The organism is Nonomuraea sp. NPDC048916 (genome assembly GCF_040649575.1).
Classification (GTDB): Bacteria; Actinomycetota; Actinomycetes; order Streptosporangiales; family Streptosporangiaceae; genus Nonomuraea.
Genome location: NZ_JBEZFS010000006.1, coordinates 85,375 through 104,975, shown reverse-complemented (window position 1 = coordinate 104,975; position 19,601 = coordinate 85,375). Strand labels below are relative to the sequence as shown.

Here is a 19,601-nt window from a genome sequence, read left to right as displayed (position 1 = left end):
GCATCGGGGGTGCCCGCGTTCCTCCTTCACCAGGTCACGGGGTCGTGCGGATCAGACCTGGCCGGCCTTCTCCAGAGCGGCGCAGCAGGTGCCGACCAGCAGGCGGGTGACCACGTACGGGTCGACGTTGGCGTTGGGGCGACGGTCCTCGATGTAGCCCTTCCTCTCCGCCTCGACCTGCCACGGGATGCGGACCGAAGCGCCGCGGTCGGACACGCCGTAGGAGTACCTGTTCCACGGGGCGGTCTCGTGGGCGCCGGTCAGACGGCTCTCGATGCCCACGCCGTACTGGGAGACGTGCTCCATTGGCTTGTCGTCCTCGCCGAGCGCCTCGCACGCGGTGATGATCGCGTCGTAGCTCTCGCGCATGGCCTTGGTCGAGAAGTTGGTGTGCGCGCCGGCGCCGTTCCAGTCGCCGCGGGCGGGCTTGGCGTCGAGCGTGGCCTCCACGCCGAACTCCTCGGCGGTGCGGTAGAGCAGCCAGCGGGCGATCCACATGTGGTCGGCGACCTCCACCGGACCGGCCGGGCCGATCTGGAACTCCCACTGGCCGGGCATGACCTCGGCGTTGATGCCGGAGATCTTGAGGCCGGCGGCGAGGCAGCGGTCGAGGTGGAGCTCGACGATCTCGCGGCCGAAGATGGCGTCGGCGCCCACGCCGCAGTAGTAGGGGCCCTGCGGAGCGGGGAAGCCGCCCTCGGGGAAGCCGAGCGGGCGGCTGCCCTTGAAGAAGGTGTATTCCTGCTCGATGCCGAACCACGACTCCTGGTCGGCGAACTGCTCGGCGACCGCGCGGAGGGTCGCACGGGTGTTGCTCGCGTGCGGCTCGCCGTCGATCTCCTCCACCTCGCACAGGACGAGCACGCTCGCACCACCGCGAATCGGGTCGGGGCAGCTGAAGACCGGGCGGAGCACGCGGTCCGACGCGTGGCCCTTGGCCTGGTTGGTGCTGGAGCCGTCGAAACCCCAGACCGGCGGCTCGGCTCCATCGGCGAGGATCCGCGTCTTCGAGCGCAGCAGGGCGGTGGGCTCGGTGCCGTCGATCCAGATGTACTCAGCCTTGTAGCTCACAACCGGTCCTTTCGGGATTTCTTTCAGCCACGCCGAGTCTTACGGATGACCGTTTCCCGGTTTTTGCCCGAATGTGAACGTCGTGTTAATCAACTGCCCGTATGTCAGGTTCTTCCGTCGGTGCCGTTGCCCCTGCCGTTGCCGTCGTAGCCGTCGTAGCCGAGCAGCCGCATGGCCGTGTCGGGGTCCATGGCCGCGGCCAGCAGCTGCGCGCGGGCGTGGGCCTGGTCGCGTTCCCGCTCGGCCTTGACCTGGGCCGCCCGCACGCCCTTGACGGCGACCAGCGCGAGCGCGCCGCCCACGATCACCGCGACCACGACGACGAACAGGATGAGCAGCAGCCCCGGCCAGGCGACGCTCGCCGCCTGCGCGGTGCCCGGTGGCTGTGGCACACCGGTCAGCGCGAGCCCGCCGATGAGCGCGGCCGCCACCAGCCCGAGCAGGCTCGCGACGACCACCCACACCCGCCCGTGCGCCGTGCGCGCCGGCGCCGGCGCCGACGGCACCGTCACGTACGGGGCCGCCGGAGGCAGCGGCTCAGGCCCGTAGCCCGGCGCCCACGGCACGAACTCGGGCCGCCCGGGCCGCTCCGGTTCAGACCACTGGGGCCGCCCGGGCCGCCCCGGCTCGGACCACTGGGGCTGTCCAGGCCGTTCGAGCCGCTCCGGCTCAGACCACTGGGGCCGCTCGGCCGGTCCGCCGGCCGGTCCGAAGCCGAAGCCGGGACGTTCGGCGACCGGCGGCGAGCCAGGGTCGGCGACGAGCTCGGCGGTCGGCGCGGGGGCGGGCCGGGTGGACAGTGGCTGGAGCACCGGGGCCGGCGCGACGCCGGGCAGCTCGCGCTCGATCCGGCTGTGCTCCTGGTGCGCCCGGGACGCCTCGCGGTGGTAGTCCTCCAGCTCCCGGTAGAACGTGTCCGAGGCGTACATCGTCCCGTCGACGATCGGCCCCCTCGCCCGCTCGATGATCGCCACCACGTCGTCGCCGTTGAGCGTCTTGTGCGTCTCCAGCGCGTGCGCCACGCTGAGCACCTCCCTGCGGTGCTCCTCCAGCAGCCGCCCGGTCTTCTCCAGCAGCCGGACCAGGTTGTACTCGATCCGCTCGCCCAGCACGTCGGGTGCCAGGTCGAGCTGTCCACTGCCGCCCTCCCGGCCGGTGACGCCGACGGGCCCGCCGCCGCGGCGCCTGGGGATGGCCTTGCCGCCCATGATCTCGAGCTCCTGCAGCGCGGGCACCGAGGTGACCCCGGAGCCCATGCCCCAGTAGGCCTCCATGAGCGCGGTCAGGAACGTGGCAGAGTAGAGATCTCCGGACACGCCCGACGAGTTGTCCTCGCCGAAGAACATCCGCTCGCCCGCCAGCGAGGCCAGCGACACCATGATGTCCGCCTCATACTCCGACTTCCACATGGTGAACTGGTCCTCGGGTTTGATCGAGGCGACCATGCCCAGGTAGTCGGCCCCCTTCTCGATGGTGGCGATGTCGATCTCGAGGTGGAGGCGGGTGACATAGGCGATCACGGCGTGGCAGGCCTCGTGCACGGCCACGGCGTGCCGTTCGCGCTCGATGTACTCGACGTCCTCGGGCGGACCGAGCTGCTTCAGCCGTTTGGCGCGCAGCACGTCGGACCAGGTGATGTTCTCGCGCCCGTCGCGGATGGCGGTGATCAGCGACTCGTTGACCAGGTCCTTGATCGTGGCGCCCGTGGCGTAGGGGGTGATCGTGGCCAGCTTGTCGATCTGCTCGCCGGTGAGCTCGTGGTGGACCTTGTCGAAGTAGCCCTGGTAGGTGCGCAGCCGCCCGGCCTTGGACGGGTAGCCGACCTTGTAGATGCGGTCGATGCGGCCGGGCCGCAGCAGCGCCTCGTCCAGCGCGTCGGGCCGGTTGGTGGCCATCATGACGAGGATGCGGTATTTGGGGGGCGGCTTGGGCCGCATCCCGAGCAGCCGCCTGACCAGCCGGTTGAAGAGCCCGCGCGGCTTCTTCAGCCCGGACAGCTCGGTGAGCAGCGCCTGCAGCGTGCCGGGGTCGCCGTTGCCCATGCCGCCGCCCATGAAGAACCGGTTGCGCGTGCCGGGCTCCTCCGCCCGCCGCCGGGCGCGGAAGGCGATCACCGAACGGGCGTCCTCCGACAGGTAGGTGAGGCCGTGGCAGCCGGAGAAGCCACCGCCCTGGCCGCCCTGCGGCCCCTGCTGGGCCAGCCGGCCGCGCTTGCCGAGCGAGTCGGCCTCGTCGAAGAAGACGATCACGCCGCCGTAGCGCAGTGCCAGCTTGCGCAGCTTCCTGAACAGCGTCTTCACCTTGAGTATGCCGATCCCCATGAACATGTTGGTGAACGCGCCGGGGTCGACGAACACGTACGGCTTGCCGGTCTCGCCGGCGACGGCCTCGGCCATGAGCGTCTTGCCGGTGCCGGGCGGCCCCCACAGCAGCAGGCCGCTGGGCACGTAGCCGCCGCGCTGCTCGATCTCGCCGGGCCGCTCCAGGAACACGATGTTCTCCCGGACCCGCTCGACCACGTGGTCCTGGCCCCAGACGTCGGCGAAGCGGGTCTTGATGTCGTCGGGGAAGTACGTCTCGACGCCGCCCCTGGACAGGAACCAGAACAGGCCGACGAACTGGATGATGATCACGAAGAACAGGAAGAGGATCTGGATCAGGAACGGCATCGCCTTGAAGATCAGCGCGGGCGCCCTGAGCAGCGCGAGGAACGGGCTGGTGCCGAGCACCGCGCCGAGCACCAGCGCGAGCAGCGCGACCCAGAAAGCGATCTTGACCACCCGCGAGAGGCGGAACCTGGTCCAGTCGTCGAAGCGGCGGTGCGACCACCGTTCGAACCCGCCGAAGACCTGCCGGCTCCAGAACCCGTGGTAGCCGGGCGAACGCTCGCTGACCAGGAAGTGCAGCTGGCGCAGGGCCTCGGCGCCGAGCAGCCAGAAGATCCACTGGTGGTCGCGCGCTATCGTCCGCGTGGAGTCGGCGAACGTGGCGACGCCCTCGTAGTCGGCCATCATCTTCCAGGTGAGCACCAGAAAGGCGGCGGTCAGGCCGATGAGGAACTTGGCCCGATCCCAGAACGGCATCGTCTTCCTGGTCACGGAGCCGGCGTCGGCGGGCCCGCTGCCGGGGGCGCGAAGCCCTTCATGCTGGACGGTCGTGGTCACTGTGCCCCCTCATCCCGGCAGCCGGAGCAGCTTGAAGGATTCCGCGATCCGGTCGAACTCGGCGGCACGGAGCCGGAAGCAGATCGACTGGCAGCCGATGAGCATCACGGAGACGGTGCGCCCGTGCTCGTCGAGGATGGCGGACTGGTCGAACGTCTGGACGTTGCGACCGATCTGGTAGTTGAAGCGGACCCTGACTCCGCGGGCGCCCTGGTCCAGCTCCAGGACCTGATCGCTGATCTGCTCGAAGTTCTGGAACAACGGCGCCGTGCCGCTCGCCGCCGCCCGGGCCTGGTAGAGCTCCCGGACTCCCTTGCTCACGGGCAGGATGAAGTCGCGCAGCCCGTTGAGCGAGATCGTGTCGCGCTGCTCGGCGGTGAGCTGGTGCACGGTGGCGTAGACGAAGGGCTCGGCCGAGACCAGCAGGTGCTCGACCGACGGCCGCGCCGACTGGTCGAAGGCCGTCGACCAGACCCGCCGCGCCCGCAGCAGCGCCGCCTGCGAGTAGGGGTGGTCACCGCTGAGGAAGAGCTCGATCGGGTACGCGTTGAGCCGGGAGAACGAGGCGGGCACCTTGAAGTACGTGGTGCCCTCGCGGTCGCGTACGTAGGTGTACTCGGGCTGTCCGCACGCCGACAGCATGAGGGCCGCGACCAGAAGCGCGACCCAAGCCCGTGTCCTTGTCACCAGGGCTTACCTCCGCTTTACGGGGCAACGCAGTTGTTGTGCCCGTTTTCATGCGGATTGAGGCTGACATACGGTGATAAATCTTGACCAAATCTTGGCCGAACCCTGGCTTTACTCGTTACAGAACAGGTGGGCCGAATCGGCGCCCTTCCGGCCCTCATTTCGGACACCCGGCATACAACGTTCACGCAACCCCCATTGGTTCAGCCCGGGAAGTAGCGAAAGATATGAGGACCCCCTTGGACCCGGAGCGCCCGATGACAGAACCCGCGATGGAAACCGTCGACTCCTTCGGGATGGCGGCGGAACGCCAATTCGCCGACGTGTGGTCACGCGGCGTGCTCTCCGTCAAGGAACGCCGGCTCCTCCTGCTGGGCCTGCTCGTCGGCCAGGGGCTGGACACCGACGTGCCGGTCCAGCTCGACGCCGGCCTGCGCACCGGCGACCTCACCGAGAACGAGTTGCGCGAGGTCGTGGTGTTCCTGACCCACTACGCGGGCTGGACCCGGGGAGCCAGGTTGAACACCCAGGTGGAGGAGCTGATCGCGAACGTCAGGCCGGATCGATCCGATAGACCGGACCCCGCAGGCTGAGCGCGTAGAGCTCTCCGTCGAGGTCCTCGCCGAACGACGACAGCTGCTCGACCCGGCCCACCCGCCTGTCCTGGCCGAGGTCCTCGGAGGGCGCCGTCTTGACCCATCCGGCGCAGAAGTCGCCGTAGAGGATGTTTCCCTGCAGCCACGGGATCCGGGCGCCCCGGTAGACGAACCCGGCGATCACCGAGCAGTTGCCGCCCTCGCCGAGCGGATAGGTGATCACGGGCTCGGTGAGGTCGCCGCCCTTGCCCACGCGGAAGGGCTTGGCGCCCTCGCGCAGATTCCAGCCGTAGTTCTCGCCGCCCTCGGATCCGGCGGGCTGGTAGTCGATCTCCTCCCACGCGTTCTGCCCGACGTCGCCGATCCACAGGTCGCCCGTCTCCCGGTCGAACCCGAACCGCCACGGGTTGCGCAGGCCGTACGCCCAGATCTCCGTGCGTGTGTCCTCCTTGCCGACGAACGGGTTGTCCTTGGGCACCTTGTACGGATCGCCGCGCGGGTCGATGCGCAGGATCTTGCCCAGCAGGGTGTCGAGGCGCTGGCCGTTGCCGTGCGGGTCTCCCCCGCTGCCGCCGTCGCCCAAGGCGATGTAGAGGTGGCCGTCGGGGCCGAAGGCGAGCTGGCCGCCGTTGTGGTTGGCGTAGGGCTGTTCCTGGGTGAGCACGTCGCGCCTGGCCGTGACCTTGACGCCGTCGTAAGCCCACTCGGTGACGTGGGTGGCGCCCTCGGTGTCGGTCCAGTTGAGGTAGAGCCAGCGGCCCGACGGGTGGAACGCCGCTCCGAGCAGCCCCTGCTCGTTGCCGCCGCTCACCTCCCGGGACAGGTCGACGACCGTGTCGCCGTCGAGGGTGCGCAGCCTGCCGCCCTGCTCGGCGACGTAGCGGCGGTCGTCACCCTTGCGTACGGCGAAGGCGACCGGCCGGTCGAGTTCGGCCACCTTGGTGAAGCGCAGCTCACCCCCGGCGGAAGGCGGGGCGGACGTGCTCTCCGCCGCCGTCACGTCCGGGGCGGCCGTCGTGGCCGGCGGCCCGGGGTTGGCGGGGTTGGCGGGGGCGGTCGCGGGCTGGACGGAGGAGCAGGCCATGAGGGCCGAGCAGGCGGTGGCGACCGCCACCAGCCCGGCCGCGACGGGGCGCAGACGGCGCATACGGCCCATACTTCCATGCCGCACCGGCGGCCGGCGGCCACGCCGTTCCCGGGCGTGGCCCCCGGCCCGGCCGGGCGTCAGGGGGTCGGGACACCGATTCGTCCAGGTCGCCGGGCGGCTACGAGGCGCCGAGTGCGATCGTGTCCGCGACCTCCTCGTGCCGCTCCGCCTCCTCCTCGGCGAAGCGGACCTCGTCGAGCTTGTCGGCGATGTCCTCGTCCTGCTTCATCAGCGCGTCGAGCGACTGCCCGGCCATGTCCAGCACGCCCATGTCCGCGTACGCCTGCTGCAGGCGCGGGCTCCACAGGCCGATGTCCTTGACGCACGGGACGATGCGGCTGAACAGCAGCGACCGGAACAACCTCAGGTAGTCGGAGTTCTCCGTGGCCTGCATGACGTCGTCGTGCTCCTGCTTCGACAGGCCCAGGTGCTCCCAGCTCTCCGCGCCGCGCAGGCGGTCGCGCATCAGGTAGCAGCCCTCGATGACGAAGTCCTCGCGCTCGCGCAGCTCCGTCTCCGACAGGTTCTTGTAGTAGTCGCGCAGGGCCATCCGCCCGAACGCCACGTGCCTGGCCTCGTCCTGCATGACGTAGGCGAGGATCTGCTTGGGCAGCGGCCTGGTGGTGATGTCGCGCATCACGCCGAACGCCGCCAGCGCCAGGCCCTCGATCAGCACCTGCATGCCCAGGTAGGGCATGTCCCAGCGCGAGTCGCTGAGCGTGGAGTCCAGCAGCGCCTTGAGGTGCTGGTTGATGGGGTAGGCCAGGCCCACCTTGTCCTGCAGGAAGCGGGCGTAGGTCTCGGCGTGCCTGGCCTCGTCCATGGTCTGGGTGGCCGCGTAGAACTTCGAGTCGAGGTCGGGCACCGACTCCACGATCTTGGCCGAGCAGATCATCGCCCCCTGCTCACCGTGCAGGAACTGGGAGAACTGCCACGCGGCCCCGTGCAACCGGACGTCCTTGCGCTGCTGGTCGCTCAGCTTGTGCCACAGGGGTGTGTCGTAGATGGCGATCGTCTGGTCGGAGATGCCCAGCACGTTGTACGGGTCGACCTCGAGGTCCCAGTCGATGCGCTTGGTGGAGTCCCACTGCTTGTCCTTGCCCTTCTGGTACAAGGCGAGCATGCGGTCCCTGCCGTCGTCGTACTCCCAGGTGAACTTGCTGGTGCCGGCCATCTCCACGTTCCAGGTGGAGAGCTCGGCGGGGATGGTGTAGAGATCGTGCGTCGACATCTGACCTCCGCAGGGGGGATACGTACACCGTACGTCCCCTCGAGGCTGGCACGTACGGCGTACGCCCGTCAATAGAATGAGCTATGACCTCCGAGCCCCTGTCCCGGGCGCGCATCGTCGCCGCGGCGATCGACCTCATCGAGCGTGAGGGCGCCGACGCGGTGTCCATGCGGCGCATCGCGGCCGAGCTGGGCGTGGGCGTGATGTCCCTCTACAACCACGTGCCCAACAAGGACGCTCTGCTCAACGGTGTCGCCGAGGCCGTGCTGAGCGAGATCGAGTTCACCGACGACCCCGACGCCCACTGGACCGACAGGGTGCGGATGCAGGCCCGCGCGTTCCGGCAGATCGCCCACGACCACCCCCGGTCCACCATGCTGGTCGTCAGCCGCCAGCTCCACTCGTCCGCCGGGCTGCTGCCGGTCGAGCGGGCCCTGGCCACGCTGCGCAGCGCCGGGTTCGACGGGGTCCACGCGGTGAGGGCGCTGCGGATGTTCATCGCCTTCATCGTCGGGTCGCTGCTGCGCGAGGTCGGGGTGACGCCCACGTTCGCGCCGGATCACCAGCACATGGTCACCGGCGTGGAGGTCGACGCCACGTTGTTCCCCGAGGTGAGCGCGCTCTCCTCGCTGCTGAACAGGTGCGACCACGAGGCCGAGTTCGAGTTCGGGGTCGAGTTGCTGATCCAGGCCATCGCCGTGCACCCGAAGAGGAGGGAGGGCACCCGGTGATCCCGGATGCCCTCCGTCCGAGCAGCCGTTCCTTCCCCTGAACGGCTCGCCTCGGCACCGGTTTCCTCAGCGCCGGGTGCCTCAGTACCAGTTGTGCGATCTGAAGTGGCCCCAGGCGCCGCACGGGCGGCCGTACCTGCCCTTGATGTATGTCAGGCCCCAGCGGATCTGGGTCTCCGGATTCGAGCGCCAGTCGCTGCCCGCTCCCCGCATCTTTCCTGCGGGGAGCGCCTGCGGGATCCCATAGGCGCCTGACGACGAGTTCTGCGCGCGGTGGTTCCAGCCGCTCTCCCTGGTCCAGAGATTGTCGAGACAACGGAATTGTCGATAGGACCAGGACCGCTGGACGACGTGGTCCAGGGCGATCTTCTTGTTCCTGCTCAGCGGCCGCCTGGGGGCGACCTCGGGAGTGACGGTGAGCTGCCAGGTGCGCTGCTTGATGACCGGCGCCTTCCAAAAGCCCTCGTGGATGCGGGACTCGGAGTCGGCCTGTGCCACCGTCACGGTTCCGCCGAACGTGGCGACCGTCGCCATCACGACGAGTGCGCCACGCAGAGCGTGCTTGCTGTCCATTGCGATCCTCGCTGTCGGGTCGCGTGCGGACGGGCGCCCGGCTGTCCGGGCGCCCTGCCGGTCCCCGTCCGTGGCTCGGACGTGGAGGGTCCGCGCGGCCGCTCCGGAATCCTGAAACCGCCCGATACCGCTGGGCGGCCCGGAGGGCTCCGCGACGTGTCCTCTAGCGGGTTTCTATTACGCTCCGTGGTCGCCGGTCACAGGCTGTGACACGCGGAGGACAGGTATTTGCCCGACCGTTCGCCACTCGTGGCCGTCTCGCTGGGCCGGCGTGGCACGGCCCGGCGGCCGGCAGGCCGGGGCTTTGCGGGAAACGTGCCCGCGCGTGGGGTTTGGATCAGTACCAGTGGTGGGATTGGAAATGGGCCCACGCGCGACACGGCGCGGCGTACCTCTTCTTGATGTAACCGAGGCCCCAGGCGATCTGGGTCCTGGGGTTGGTGCGCCAGTCGCGGCCCGACGCGGCCATCTTGCGCCCGGGCAGCGCCTGCGGAATGCCGTAGGCGCCGGAGCCGTTGCCGGCGCGGTGGTTCCAGCCGCTCTCCCTGGACCAGAGCTTGACCAGGCATCTGAACTGCCCTTTCGTCCAGCCACGCTTGGCCGCCATGGGCTTGGCGATGGCCTTGTTCCTGCTGCTCGCCTGGGAGCTCTGCGCCTGCGCGGCCGTCGCCCCGCCCGTCGCCACCAGCGTGGCGGACAGGACCAGGACGGTTGTACGGCGAAGCATCGGCATGCGGGTTCCCTCTCGAACGGGTTCGGGGACCGCGCCACCTTGCCGGAGTTACACCGTTTGTCGCTAATTGATGATGAAAAAAGAGATCGTCACTGAAGATCTCGATATATCCCTGTTCAGGGCCAATGTCGCGAAAATGTGGAAAGCGTCACAAAATCAGGCGTGAGCCGTTCTGTAGGGTCAGATCATGAGCCTTCGTGACATCCCCGTCCGCACCCTCGCGGACTCCTCCACCACCCTCGGCGAGCTCGTCGGCGAGCAGGCCGTCCTGATCGTGAACGTGGCGTCCAAGTGCGGCCTCACCCCGCAGTACAGCGGCCTGGTCAAGCTCCACCGGGACTACGGCCCGCGTGGCTTCGCCGTCGTCGGCATGCCCTGCAACCAGTTCATGGGCCAGGAGCCCGGCTCGGCCGAGGAGATCCAGGAGTTCTGCTCGACCACCTATGGCGCCGACTTCCCGCTGCTGGAGAAGGCCGAGGTCAACGGCCCCGGCCGGCACCCGCTCTACACCGCCCTGACCGAGACCGCCGACGCCGACGGCGAGGCGGGCGACGTCCAGTGGAACTTCGAGAAGTTCCTCGTCGACCGCGACGGCGCGGTCGTCGCCCGCTTCCGTCCGGGCACCACCCCCGAGGACCCGGCCGTCATCGCGGCCATCGAGAAGGTCCTGTAGCCCCTCGGAGGTTCAGCGCCGGGGCCCGCAGCTGCCGCGCACGATGAGCTCCGTCGGCAGCACCACGCTGCGCGGCCGCCGGCCCCCCGCGCGCAGCACCAGCTCGGCCGCGCGGTAGCCGATGTCGCGGGCCGGCTGGGCGATCACCGTGAGCGGCGGCGCGCACAGCTCCGCCCACGGCACGTCGTCGTACATCACCAGCGACACGTCACGGGGCACCCGCAGGTCGAGCTCCCGGGCGGCGAGCACGGCCGCCTCGCCCAGCACGTTGCCCGCGGCGAGCACGGCGGTCAGGTCGGGACGGCTCTGGAACAGGCCGGAGGCGGCGGCGTAGGCGGAGTCACGGCTGCCGGTGGCGAACACCACCAGCTCGTCGTCCACGGGCGCGCCCACCGCCTCGCGGAACGCCGCCACCCGGCGCTCGTGGCCCGGGCCGCCGAGGAAGGCGATCCGCCGGTGCCCGAGGCCCCTGAGATAGCGCACCGCCGTGCGGATCCCGGCCCGGTCGTCGGCCAGCACCGCGGGCACGTCGACGGAGCGGGCGGCCGGAGCGGGCGTGAGGCCGTCGAGCAGCATGAGGTCGGCGGTCGTGCCGAGGTCAGCCTCGTCGTCATCGGGAGCCTCGGAGGGCAGCCGGTCGGCGAAGACCACCGTCATGCCCGCCTTGAGCGCCGGGCCCCACGCGTCGGCGTCACCCGAGGGCACCGCGATCAGCCGGTCGACGCTCTGCTCCAGCAGCATGCCGATCAGCTCGGCCTCCTGCTCGGGGTCGTCGCCGGTGGACCCGACCACGACCGGCTCGCCGGCCGATCGCGCGCAGGCCAGCACGCCCTCGGCCAGCCGGCCGAAGAAGGAGTCGGTGAGGTCGGGCACCAGCAGCCCGATGCCGCCCGTGCGGCGCTGGCGCAGATTGCGGCCGAGCGCGCTCGGGCGGTAGTCGAGCTGGGCCGCGACGGCCAGCACCCGCTCCCTGGTCCGCGGGCTGGCCGAGCCGCCGGACAGCACCCTGGACACGGTGGCGACCCCGACGCCGGCCGCCTCCGCCACGTCCTTGATGGTCGCTCGCTTGGCATCCATGGAAACGATTCCATCATGATTCCGTCGTTCCCGGAACCCCCGCACGCCGGGAACCCCTATTAGCCGCAGGCTCTTGACACCGATCTCTGGTTCAGGGTGAGATGCTTGAAAACGTATCCACGAAAGTGGAGCCCCGCACAATATCCGGGCCATCGCCCTGGAGCGTGAAGGACTGACATGGCTTCCATCGTTCTGACCAATGTCGACAAGGTCTACGCCGGTGGCGTGAAGGCCGTGAACGGGCTCAACCTTGAGATCAAGGATGGCGAGTTCATGGTGCTGGTCGGCCCCTCGGGTTGCGGGAAGTCGACCGCGCTCCGGATGATCGCCGGCCTGGAGGACATCAGCGGCGGCGAGATCGCGATCGGCGACAAGGTGGTCAACCACCTGCCGCCCAAGGACCGCGACATCGCGATGGTCTTCCAGAACTACGCGCTCTACCCGCACATGACGGTCGAGGAGAACCTCGCGTTCGGCCTCAAGCTTCGCAAGATGCCCAAGCCGGAGATCCAGAAGCGGGTCAACGAGGCCGCCAAGATGCTGGGCCTCGAGACCTACCTCAAGCGCAAGCCGGCCGCCCTGTCCGGTGGTCAGCGCCAGCGTGTCGCGATGGGCCGCGCCATCGTCCGCGAGCCGCAGGCGTTCCTCATGGACGAGCCGCTGTCCAACCTCGACGCCAAGCTCCGCGTCTCGATGCGCGCCTCGCTCAACACACTGCACGAGCGCCTCGGCGTCACGACCGTCTACGTCACGCACGACCAGGTCGAGGCCATGACGCTGGGCGACCGGGTCTGCGTCCTGCGCGACGGCCTCCTGCAGCAGGTCGACACCCCGCAGAACCTGTTCGACAAGCCGGTCAACCTGTTCGTGGCCGGATTCATGGGTTCGCCGTCGATGAACTTCGTCACCGCCGAGCTGGTGCGCGACGGCGGCGCGGCCGTCACCTTCGCCGACATCAAGCTGCCCATCCCCGACTCCACCTTCACCGACAAGCCTGGCCTCGACCAGTACATCGGCAAGAAGATCATCCTCGGCATCCGTCCCTCCGACTTCGAGGACGCCGGTTCGGCCGGCAGCCACGCCGACGGCTGGGCCACGCTCCCCGTCAAGGCCGAGGTCACCGAGGAGCTGGGCTCCGAGATCAACGTGCTGTTCCTGATCGACGCCCCGCCGGTCGAGCACAAGGACACCGTCGCCGCCGCCGACACAGGTGACGACGAGGAGGCCGCGCTGCCGCTCGTGGGCGACAAGTCACTCTGGACCGCCCGTGTCAACGCGCGCAGCCACGTGCGCCCCGGCCAGCACATCGACCTGGTTCTCGACACGCACAACCTGCACTTCTTCGACCCGACCTCCGGCCTGTCGATCGGCCACGAGGCGAACCGGGGCGCCTGACCGCCCTCCTGATGCGCGGCCCGAGCAACGCTCGGGCCGTCCGGGCCCCATCGCGACCCCCTCCCGCGGCGGGGCCCACCCTTTTCTTCTCGGAATCGCGGGTGTCAGCGGCCGATCCGCGCCGAGACGGCGCCCACGAGGCCGCGCGGCACGAACTTCCCGACGGCCACCACCGCCTTGTACAGCGCGCCGGGCACCGACACCCGCTTGCCCAGGGCGAGATCCCGCATGGCCGTCCTGGCCACGTCGTCGGCGTCCAGCCACATGAAGCCCGGCATCCCCGACATGTCGATCAAGGCCCGCTGGTGGAACTCGGTCCGCACGAACCCCGGGCAGAGCGCCATGATCCTGATGCGCGGGTTGCCGATCTCGGCCGCGGCGGACTCGCTGAAGTTGACCACCCACGCCTTGGACGCGCTGTAGGTGCCGCGGGTGAAGAAGGCGGCCACGGAGGCGACGTTGATCACCGCGCCCCGGCCACGCTCCCTCATGCCGGGCAGCGCGGCCAGCGTCAGCCTCAGCACGGCCTCGCAGTGCACCTTCAGCATGCGGACCTCGTCCTCGATCGGCACGTCGGGGAACGCCGCCGGGTGACCGAAGCCGGCGTTGTTGACCAGCAGGTCGACCTCGTCGCGCAGCCGTGACTCGACCCGGGCCAGCCCCTCCTCGGTGGCCAGATCGGCGGCGAGGGTCTGCGCGCTCGCGCCGTATCTGAGCTTGAGCCGGCCGGCGCTCTCGGCCAGCCTGGTCTCGTCGCGCGCCACCAGGACGAGGTCGAACCCGTCGGCGGCCAGCCGGCGGGCGAAGGCGGCTCCGATGCCGGAGGTCGCGCCGGTGATCAGTGCGGTAGGCATGCCTGCACCCTAACGGCCCCCGCGGGTGGGCCACGAGACCGCGCGGGGCGCGCCCGCCGGAGCGGCGCCGCCCGCGCCGCGACCCTCGCGCCCGGCCAAGCTGAGAGGTTTCCCAGGAAGCGCGCGGGCGTTCGCGCAGGTCATCGCGGAGTGACCGGCGGGGGCGGAGGCGGGCGGCCGCAGCTCCCCCGGCGGCCGTCTAGGGTCGGTCGAGAAGTGTGGATCAAGCGAGGGCGGGGCAGCGCGGGTGAGCATCACGGCCGACACGCGACGTGCGGCGAAGGAAGGCGGCGAGACGCGGCCGAAGCGGTGCAGGCGCCGCTGGCCGTCGTGGACGCTCGTCACGTTCCTCGCCCTCTGGGCGGTCATCCGGGTGGGCGGGCTGGAGCAGGGGTCGTTCCTCACGCAGCTGATGACGCTGACGCCCCTCGCCGTGGTGTTGTCGGCGCTGACGGCACTGCTGCTGGTGTTCCGCAACCGGCCCGCGGCCTGCGTGGCCCTGGCCGCCTGCGTGGCCTTCACTGCCACCGTCGCCCCCAGGGCGTTCGGCGGCCCCGCCGCCGCTCCGGAGGGCAGCCCGCTGCGGGTGCTGACGGTCAACCTGTTCGGGCGGGCGGACGCGGCGAGCGTGGTCGACCTGGTCCGGAGGTACGATCCCGACGTGTTCAGCGCGCTGGAGCTCACCCCCCGCGCGGTGACGGCGCTCGACGCCGCGGGGCTCGACACGCTGATGCCGCACCGGGTGCTGGAGGCCGACTTCGGCGCCACGGGGAGCGGGCTGTTCGCCAAGCACCCGCTGACCGCGCTCGACGGGCTGTTCACCCCGATCGGGCACAACATGCCCGCGGCCACGATCAGCCTGCCGGGCGGTCCGGCCGCGCAGATCGTCGCCGTCCACCCCAACCCGCCGCTCGGCCGGATGACCGCCGAGTGGTACGCCGCGCTGGACGCCTTTCCACCGGCCTCCGACGAGGTCGTGCGGGTGCTGGCCGGCGACTTCAACGCCAGCCTCGACCATCGCGCCCTGCGCGACCTGCTGGACCGGGGCTACCACGACGCCGCCGAGCGGGCCGGCAAGGGGCTGGTGCCGACCTGGCCCAACGGGCGGTGGATGCCGCCGCTCATCACGATCGACCACATCCTGACCGACCGCCGTGCCGGGGTGGCCAGGGTCGAGATCCTCGACGTGCCCCGCACCGACCATCGGGGCGTGTTCGCCGAGCTGCGCCTGCCCGCCCGGCCCTAGCGCGAAGGTCTCGATCAACTCCGGGTGAGCGGCGGCTGGACTAGGCTGGAATCTCCCGCTGTCCCCCCTCCGGCAGAGGCAGGGCGATGTGCTGAAGGTTCCGCTCGCCGAGTCGTTCCGCTACATCCACGAGCCGCTGCACGTGGACGAGCGGGCGCTGCCGCTGCTCGGCAACGACGCGCTGGTGGAGGAGCTCAAGCACCGCCTCAGGCGCTCGCGCGGCGGGACGTTCCTGATCACCGGGTTCCGCGGGGTGGGCAAGAGCACGATCGTGTCGCGGGCGCTGGACGAGATCGCCAGGGAGGACGACCCCGCCGGGCTGATCGTGCCCATCGTGCTCAACGTGGCCCGGCCGACCACTCCCGAGCGGCTGCTGTTCGCCGTGGTCCGGCGCGTCTACGAGTCGCTGCAGGACCGCGGCGCGCTGTCCCGGCTGAGCGAGGCCGCCCAGCGGGCGCTGATGCTCGCGCACATCCGCACCTCGCTGGGCGTCAAGCAGACCCGGGGCGACGCGACCGAACGCAACGCCTCGCTTACCCTCGGCGTAAGCGAGGCCTTGCAGAAGCTCGCGGGCCCGGCGGGGCTCGTCGTGCCGGCGGTCGGGCTGTCGAGCAAGCGCACCCGGTCGCTGGCGACCGAGGCGTCCTTCCTCACCTACTCCGACGCCGACGTCGAGTACGACCTGGCCAGGATCGTCGACCTGCTCGACGGGCGCGGCCCGGCGGGGCCCCCGGTGCGGCGGCGCCTGTTCGGCGGGCGGGCCCGGCCGGCGCCGAGCCGGGTCCATCTGGTGATCGTGCTGGACGAGGTCGACAAGCTGACCGCCGCGAGCTCCGGCCTGGCCGCCGTCGAGTCGCTGCTGACCAGCCTCAAGAACACACTCACCATGCGGGGCGTGCACTTCCTCGTGGTCGCGGGTCCCGACCTGCACGACTACGCGGTCCGCGACGTCAGCCGCGGCAACAGCGTCTACGAGAGCGTGTTCGCCTGGCGAATGTACGTGCCGTGCACGTGGGACGCCCCCGACCGGCTGGTCGACGCCGTGATCGGCCGTCCCCCGCCGCACGCCGTGGAGGACGTCGGGCGGCTGGTCCGCTATCTCCGCTTCAAAGCCAGAGGCGTGCCGCGCCGGCTGCTGCAGGAGTTCGGCGACCTGGTCGTGTGGGAGAACGGCCGGCCGTTCCTCGTCGCGGCCGGGGCCGACTACGACCGCGTGGTGTTCTACGCCCGGCTGGAGGAGCTGGCCGACGGCTACTTCCGTCAGCCCGGCCAGGAGCGGTTGTTCCCGGTGCCCATCGACGAGGACCGCTGGCGGCTGGGCGGCTACTACATCCTCGACTGGATCCTGCGCAGCGAGGGCGAGCCGTTCACCGCGCAGAGCATCGTCGGCTCGCCCGAGCAGACCGAGCTCGACCCGTTGCTGCGCATCGCGCAGCCCGCGGTCGAGCGGCTGCTGCGCCACCTGGCGGGGCAGGGCGTCATCACCGTGCTGCGCGAGCCCGGCGTCAACGCCACGCTGGTCGGCAGCGCCGACGACCCCCAGCTGACCTCCTACAAGCTGGCCGAGGACGTCAAGCGGACGCTGCTCGGCATCGCGTTCGGCAACGAGGCGGAACGGGCCGCTCTCGACCTGGCCGCGCCGCCCGTCGCCGTCTCGCAGACCGGGTTCATCACGCCCGCCCCGTCTCCCTACCCGGCCGACGACCACCCCGGCGCCTACCAGCCGGCCTGGGAGCCGTCCTCCGGCAGCTACCCGCCGCTGCCCGAGTCGCAGGCGCGGCCGGCGCCGGCGTCGGTCTCCGTCGCGCACCGCCGGATCGCCGGCCGCTACGACCTGCTGGAGGTGATCGGGCAGGGCGGCATGAGCACGGTCTACCGGGGCCGCGACACCAGGCTGGACCGCGACGTCGCCATCAAGGTGATGCGCACCGACCGGCCCAGCGCCGAGGACCTCGCCAGGAGGTTCCGCAGAGAGAGCAAGATCGCCATCCGGCTGCGCCATCCGGGCATCGTCGCCACGCTGGACATCGTCGAGGACCCCGTCGCGGGCCTGGTCATGGTCATGGAGCTGGTCGAGGGCCGGACCCTGCGCGAGGTGGTGGAGGCCGACGGGCCGCTGCCGGCCAGGGAGGCCGTGCGCCTGGCGCTGGCGCTCGCCTCCGCCCTCGCCTACCTGGCGAGCGAGAACCTCACCAGGCTCGACCTCAAACCCAGCAACATCATGATGAACCCCGACCACGACCCGGTGATCATCGACTTCGGCATCGTCAAGGGGCTGGTCGACTCGACGGTCGCGACGGGCGCCGGGCTGCTCGTCGGCACCCCCGCCTACATCTCGCCCGAGGCCGTCCAGGGCGAGAGGGTCGACATCCGCTCCGACATCTACGCGCTGGGCATCGTGCTGCACTACGCCCTCACCGGCAGGGTCCCCTACCCGACCGAGAGCGTCCAGAGCGTCCTCTACGCGATCGCCCAGGGCAAGCTGGACCTGGCCGCGCTCGACGGGCTGCCCGAGCTGGGCGACATCATCCGCCGCGCGACCGCGCTCCGCCCCGAGGACCGCTACCAGGACCCCGAGGAGCTGCTCGCCACGCTGCGGGAGCTGCCCGAGGCCAAGACGCTCGACCGGGAGCGGCGGGTGGAGCCGCCGACGGTGGAGATCCCGAACCGGGCGGTGACCGGTCCGGCCGAACCGCCGCCTCCACCACCGCTTTCCGGCACCAAACTCTGGTCCGGGCCGCACGTCGCCGGACCACCGCCACCTCCACCACCGCCTTCCGGCACCCAGCCCCGGCCCGCGCTGGGTGTGCTGCGGCTCGACGACGGCCAGGAGTTCCCGCTCGACCGCCACTATCTGGTGGGACGCAGGCCCGAGACCGCGTCCGAGGTCAAGACGGGGCAGGCCACTCCCGTCCAGGTGGACGACCAGGACAAGTCGATCTCCCGCCACCACCTCCGGATCATCCCTGACGGCGGCCGGCTGCTGGTCACCGACCTCGGCTCCACGAACGGCACCGGGATCCAGCCGCCGGGCGCGCCCGACTTCGCCGACCTGCCGCCCGACTCGCCCGTCGTCGTGCCGCCCGGCTCGATGATCCGCGTCGGGCTCAACCGGACGATGAGGTTCGAGGCTCCGCCCGGCCCCTGAGCCCTGGCCCGCCGGTCACTTGGTGACGGAGGCGGCGCTCCTGCGCGGGCCGAAGTATCTCCACAGGAAGTTGACCAGCACCGTGATCCGGTTGCGCCCTCCCAGGAGCTGCGCCACGTGCACGCCGATCCAGCACAGCCAGGCGGGCAGGCCGCTGAGGGTGAGCCCGTTGTCGAGTTGCAGGACCGCCTCGCAGCGGCCGACCGTGGCCATGGTGCCGCGGTCGTGGTAGACGAACGGCTTCAGGGGGCGGCCCCGGGCGGCGGCCAGGATCTGCCTGCCCACGTGCCTGCCCATCTGGATGCCGGGCTGAGCCAGCTGCGGCAGCGGCTTCGGCGGGGCCGCCAGGTCTCCGGCGACGAAGATCTCGGGATGCTCCTCGACGTTGAGCGCCTGTGTGACCACGATGCCGCCGCCCCTGCCCTGCCGCAGGCCGTAGCGGCCGACCCCCTCGGGGGCGGCGACGCCGAGCGCCCACACGGTCACGTCGCTGGGCAGCCGGGTGCCGTCGGCCAGCACGACCGCGTCGGGCTCGACGGACGCGACGGTGCTGCCGAGCATCATGCGCACGCCTCGCCTGCGCAGCGCCCTGGCGGCCTTGGCGCGCAGCCGGGGCCGGTACGGCGAGAGCACGTGGTCGAAGCGCTCCACCAGGGTGACGCTGGACTGGTCGGGGCCGATCTCGGGATAGGTCAGCGGGATCGAGCGCCGGCGCAGCTCGGCCATGGCGCCCGCCATCTCGACCCCGGTGGCGCCTCCCCCGATGACCACGACGTGGCTGGTGGGACGCCTGCCCTCGGCGGCCTCCTCCAGGCGGCGCTGCAGCTCCCCGCGCATCACGACCGCGTCGTCGGCCGAGTAGATCGGCATGGAGTTCGCCTCCGCGCCGGGGATGCTCGCCCAGTTGGTGGTGACCCCGGTGGCCAGGACGAGGTAGTCGTAGTCGAGGGTGGTGCCGTCGTCGAGCCGCACCTTCCTGTCGGCGGCCCGCAGGTCGACCATGCCGGCGACCCGGACCCGCACGTCGGGGTACTTGGCCGCGCACACGCGCAGGGGGTAGGTCACGTCGCCGGCCGAGAGCGCCCCGGTGGCCACCTGGTAGAGCAGCGGCTGGAACGTCGTGTAGGGATTGCGGTCGACCAGGGTGACCTGGGCGCCGCCCCGGGCCAGCTCCTGCATGGCGTTCAGCCCGGCGAAACCCGCCCCCACGATGACGACCCTCGGCCTGACCGGCCGTGTCTGTTGAACCATGGCACGCTGCCCCCGTCCGGCGAA

The 19,601-nt window shown here is 70.7% G+C and carries 16 protein-coding genes; 6 read left to right on the top strand and 10 right to left on the bottom strand.

Annotation, left to right across the window (positions count from 1 at the left end; translation table 11 throughout):
* Positions 1–51: 51 nt before the first annotated feature.
* The 3 genes from glnII to AB0C16_RS07795 form a co-directional block, all read right to left on the bottom strand.
* On the bottom strand, positions 52–1,071 hold the full coding sequence (glnII, locus tag AB0C16_RS07805; RefSeq protein WP_357680095.1) for a glutamine synthetase: 1,020 nt from the start codon (positions 1,069–1,071) through the stop codon (positions 52–54).
* Between the two features lie 104 nt (positions 1,072–1,175).
* Positions 1,176–4,235, bottom strand: coding sequence for an AAA family ATPase (locus AB0C16_RS07800; RefSeq protein WP_357680093.1), 3,060 nt, complete (start codon positions 4,233–4,235; stop codon positions 1,176–1,178).
* Between the two features lie 9 nt (positions 4,236–4,244).
* Positions 4,245–4,922, bottom strand: a complete 678-nt coding sequence (locus AB0C16_RS07795) for a hypothetical protein (protein WP_357680091.1) — start codon at positions 4,920–4,922, stop codon at positions 4,245–4,247.
* 257 nt (positions 4,923–5,179) lie between these two features.
* Here AB0C16_RS07795 and AB0C16_RS07790 point away from each other — a divergent pair, with 257 nt between their 5' ends.
* Positions 5,180–5,515, top strand: a complete 336-nt coding sequence (locus AB0C16_RS07790; RefSeq protein WP_357680089.1) for a carboxymuconolactone decarboxylase family protein — start codon at positions 5,180–5,182, stop codon at positions 5,513–5,515.
* Here the strand turns inward: AB0C16_RS07790 and AB0C16_RS07785 are convergent.
* Both AB0C16_RS07785 and AB0C16_RS07780 read right to left on the bottom strand, forming a co-directional pair.
* Positions 5,475–6,665 (bottom strand): PQQ-dependent sugar dehydrogenase, encoded by a 1,191-nt coding sequence (locus AB0C16_RS07785; RefSeq protein ID WP_357680087.1) that lies wholly within the window; start codon positions 6,663–6,665, stop codon positions 5,475–5,477. The two genes, AB0C16_RS07790 and AB0C16_RS07785, sit on opposite strands and share 41 nt — an antisense overlap.
* Positions 6,666–6,783: 118 nt before the next feature.
* A complete protein-coding gene (locus AB0C16_RS07780; protein WP_357680085.1) occupies positions 6,784–7,896 on the bottom strand; it encodes a ferritin-like domain-containing protein in 1,113 nt (370 codons plus the stop codon).
* An 83-nt stretch (positions 7,897–7,979) separates the two neighbouring features.
* Between AB0C16_RS07780 and AB0C16_RS07775 the strand changes: the two genes are divergently transcribed.
* A complete protein-coding gene (locus AB0C16_RS07775) occupies positions 7,980–8,627 on the top strand; it encodes a TetR/AcrR family transcriptional regulator C-terminal domain-containing protein (RefSeq protein ID WP_357680083.1) in 648 nt (215 codons plus the stop codon).
* Positions 8,628–8,708: 81 nt separating this feature from the next.
* On the opposite strand, the gene AB0C16_RS07770 is transcribed toward AB0C16_RS07775, so the two are convergent.
* Entirely contained in the window at positions 8,709–9,200 is a 492-nt protein-coding gene (locus AB0C16_RS07770; RefSeq protein ID WP_357680081.1) for a transglycosylase SLT domain-containing protein, read from the bottom strand.
* A gap of 337 nt (positions 9,201–9,537) precedes the next feature.
* Positions 9,538–9,933 carry a transglycosylase SLT domain-containing protein gene (locus tag AB0C16_RS07765; protein ID WP_357680079.1) on the bottom strand — a complete coding sequence of 132 codons (396 nt, stop codon included), beginning with the start codon at positions 9,931–9,933 and terminating at the stop codon, positions 9,538–9,540.
* Between the two features lie 187 nt (positions 9,934–10,120).
* Here AB0C16_RS07765 and AB0C16_RS07760 point away from each other — a divergent pair, with 187 nt between their 5' ends.
* Positions 10,121–10,606 carry a glutathione peroxidase gene (locus tag AB0C16_RS07760; protein ID WP_357680077.1) on the top strand — a complete coding sequence of 162 codons (486 nt, stop codon included), beginning with the start codon at positions 10,121–10,123 and terminating at the stop codon, positions 10,604–10,606.
* A 12-nt stretch (positions 10,607–10,618) separates the two neighbouring features.
* Here the strand turns inward: AB0C16_RS07760 and AB0C16_RS07755 are convergent, their stop codons facing one another.
* Positions 10,619–11,683: a LacI family DNA-binding transcriptional regulator gene (locus AB0C16_RS07755; protein WP_357680075.1), complete on the bottom strand. Its 1,065-nt coding sequence runs from the start codon at positions 11,681–11,683 to the stop codon at positions 10,619–10,621.
* Positions 11,684–11,860: 177 nt separating this feature from the next.
* On the opposite strand from AB0C16_RS07755, the gene ugpC reads away from it, so the two are divergent.
* Positions 11,861–13,078: a sn-glycerol-3-phosphate ABC transporter ATP-binding protein UgpC gene (ugpC, locus tag AB0C16_RS07750; RefSeq protein ID WP_357680073.1), complete on the top strand. Its 1,218-nt coding sequence runs from the start codon at positions 11,861–11,863 to the stop codon at positions 13,076–13,078.
* A 104-nt stretch (positions 13,079–13,182) separates the two neighbouring features.
* Here ugpC and AB0C16_RS07745 read toward each other — a convergent pair whose 3' ends face one another.
* Positions 13,183–13,932 carry an SDR family oxidoreductase gene (locus AB0C16_RS07745; protein ID WP_357680071.1) on the bottom strand — a complete coding sequence of 250 codons (750 nt, stop codon included), beginning with the start codon at positions 13,930–13,932 and terminating at the stop codon, positions 13,183–13,185.
* Positions 13,933–14,179: 247 nt separating this feature from the next.
* On the opposite strand from AB0C16_RS07745, the gene AB0C16_RS07740 reads away from it, so the two are divergent.
* Positions 14,180–15,178, top strand: coding sequence for an endonuclease/exonuclease/phosphatase family protein (locus AB0C16_RS07740; protein WP_357680069.1), 999 nt, complete (start codon positions 14,180–14,182; stop codon positions 15,176–15,178).
* A gap of 88 nt (positions 15,179–15,266) precedes the next feature.
* On the top strand, positions 15,267–18,326 hold the full coding sequence (locus tag AB0C16_RS07735) for a protein kinase (protein WP_357680067.1): 3,060 nt from the start codon (positions 15,267–15,269) through the stop codon (positions 18,324–18,326).
* Positions 18,327–18,341: 15 nt separating this feature from the next.
* Here the strand turns inward: AB0C16_RS07735 and AB0C16_RS07730 are convergent, their stop codons facing one another.
* Positions 18,342–19,577: an NAD(P)/FAD-dependent oxidoreductase gene (locus AB0C16_RS07730; RefSeq protein ID WP_357680065.1), complete on the bottom strand. Its 1,236-nt coding sequence runs from the start codon at positions 19,575–19,577 to the stop codon at positions 18,342–18,344.
* Positions 19,578–19,601 lie beyond the last annotated feature (24 nt).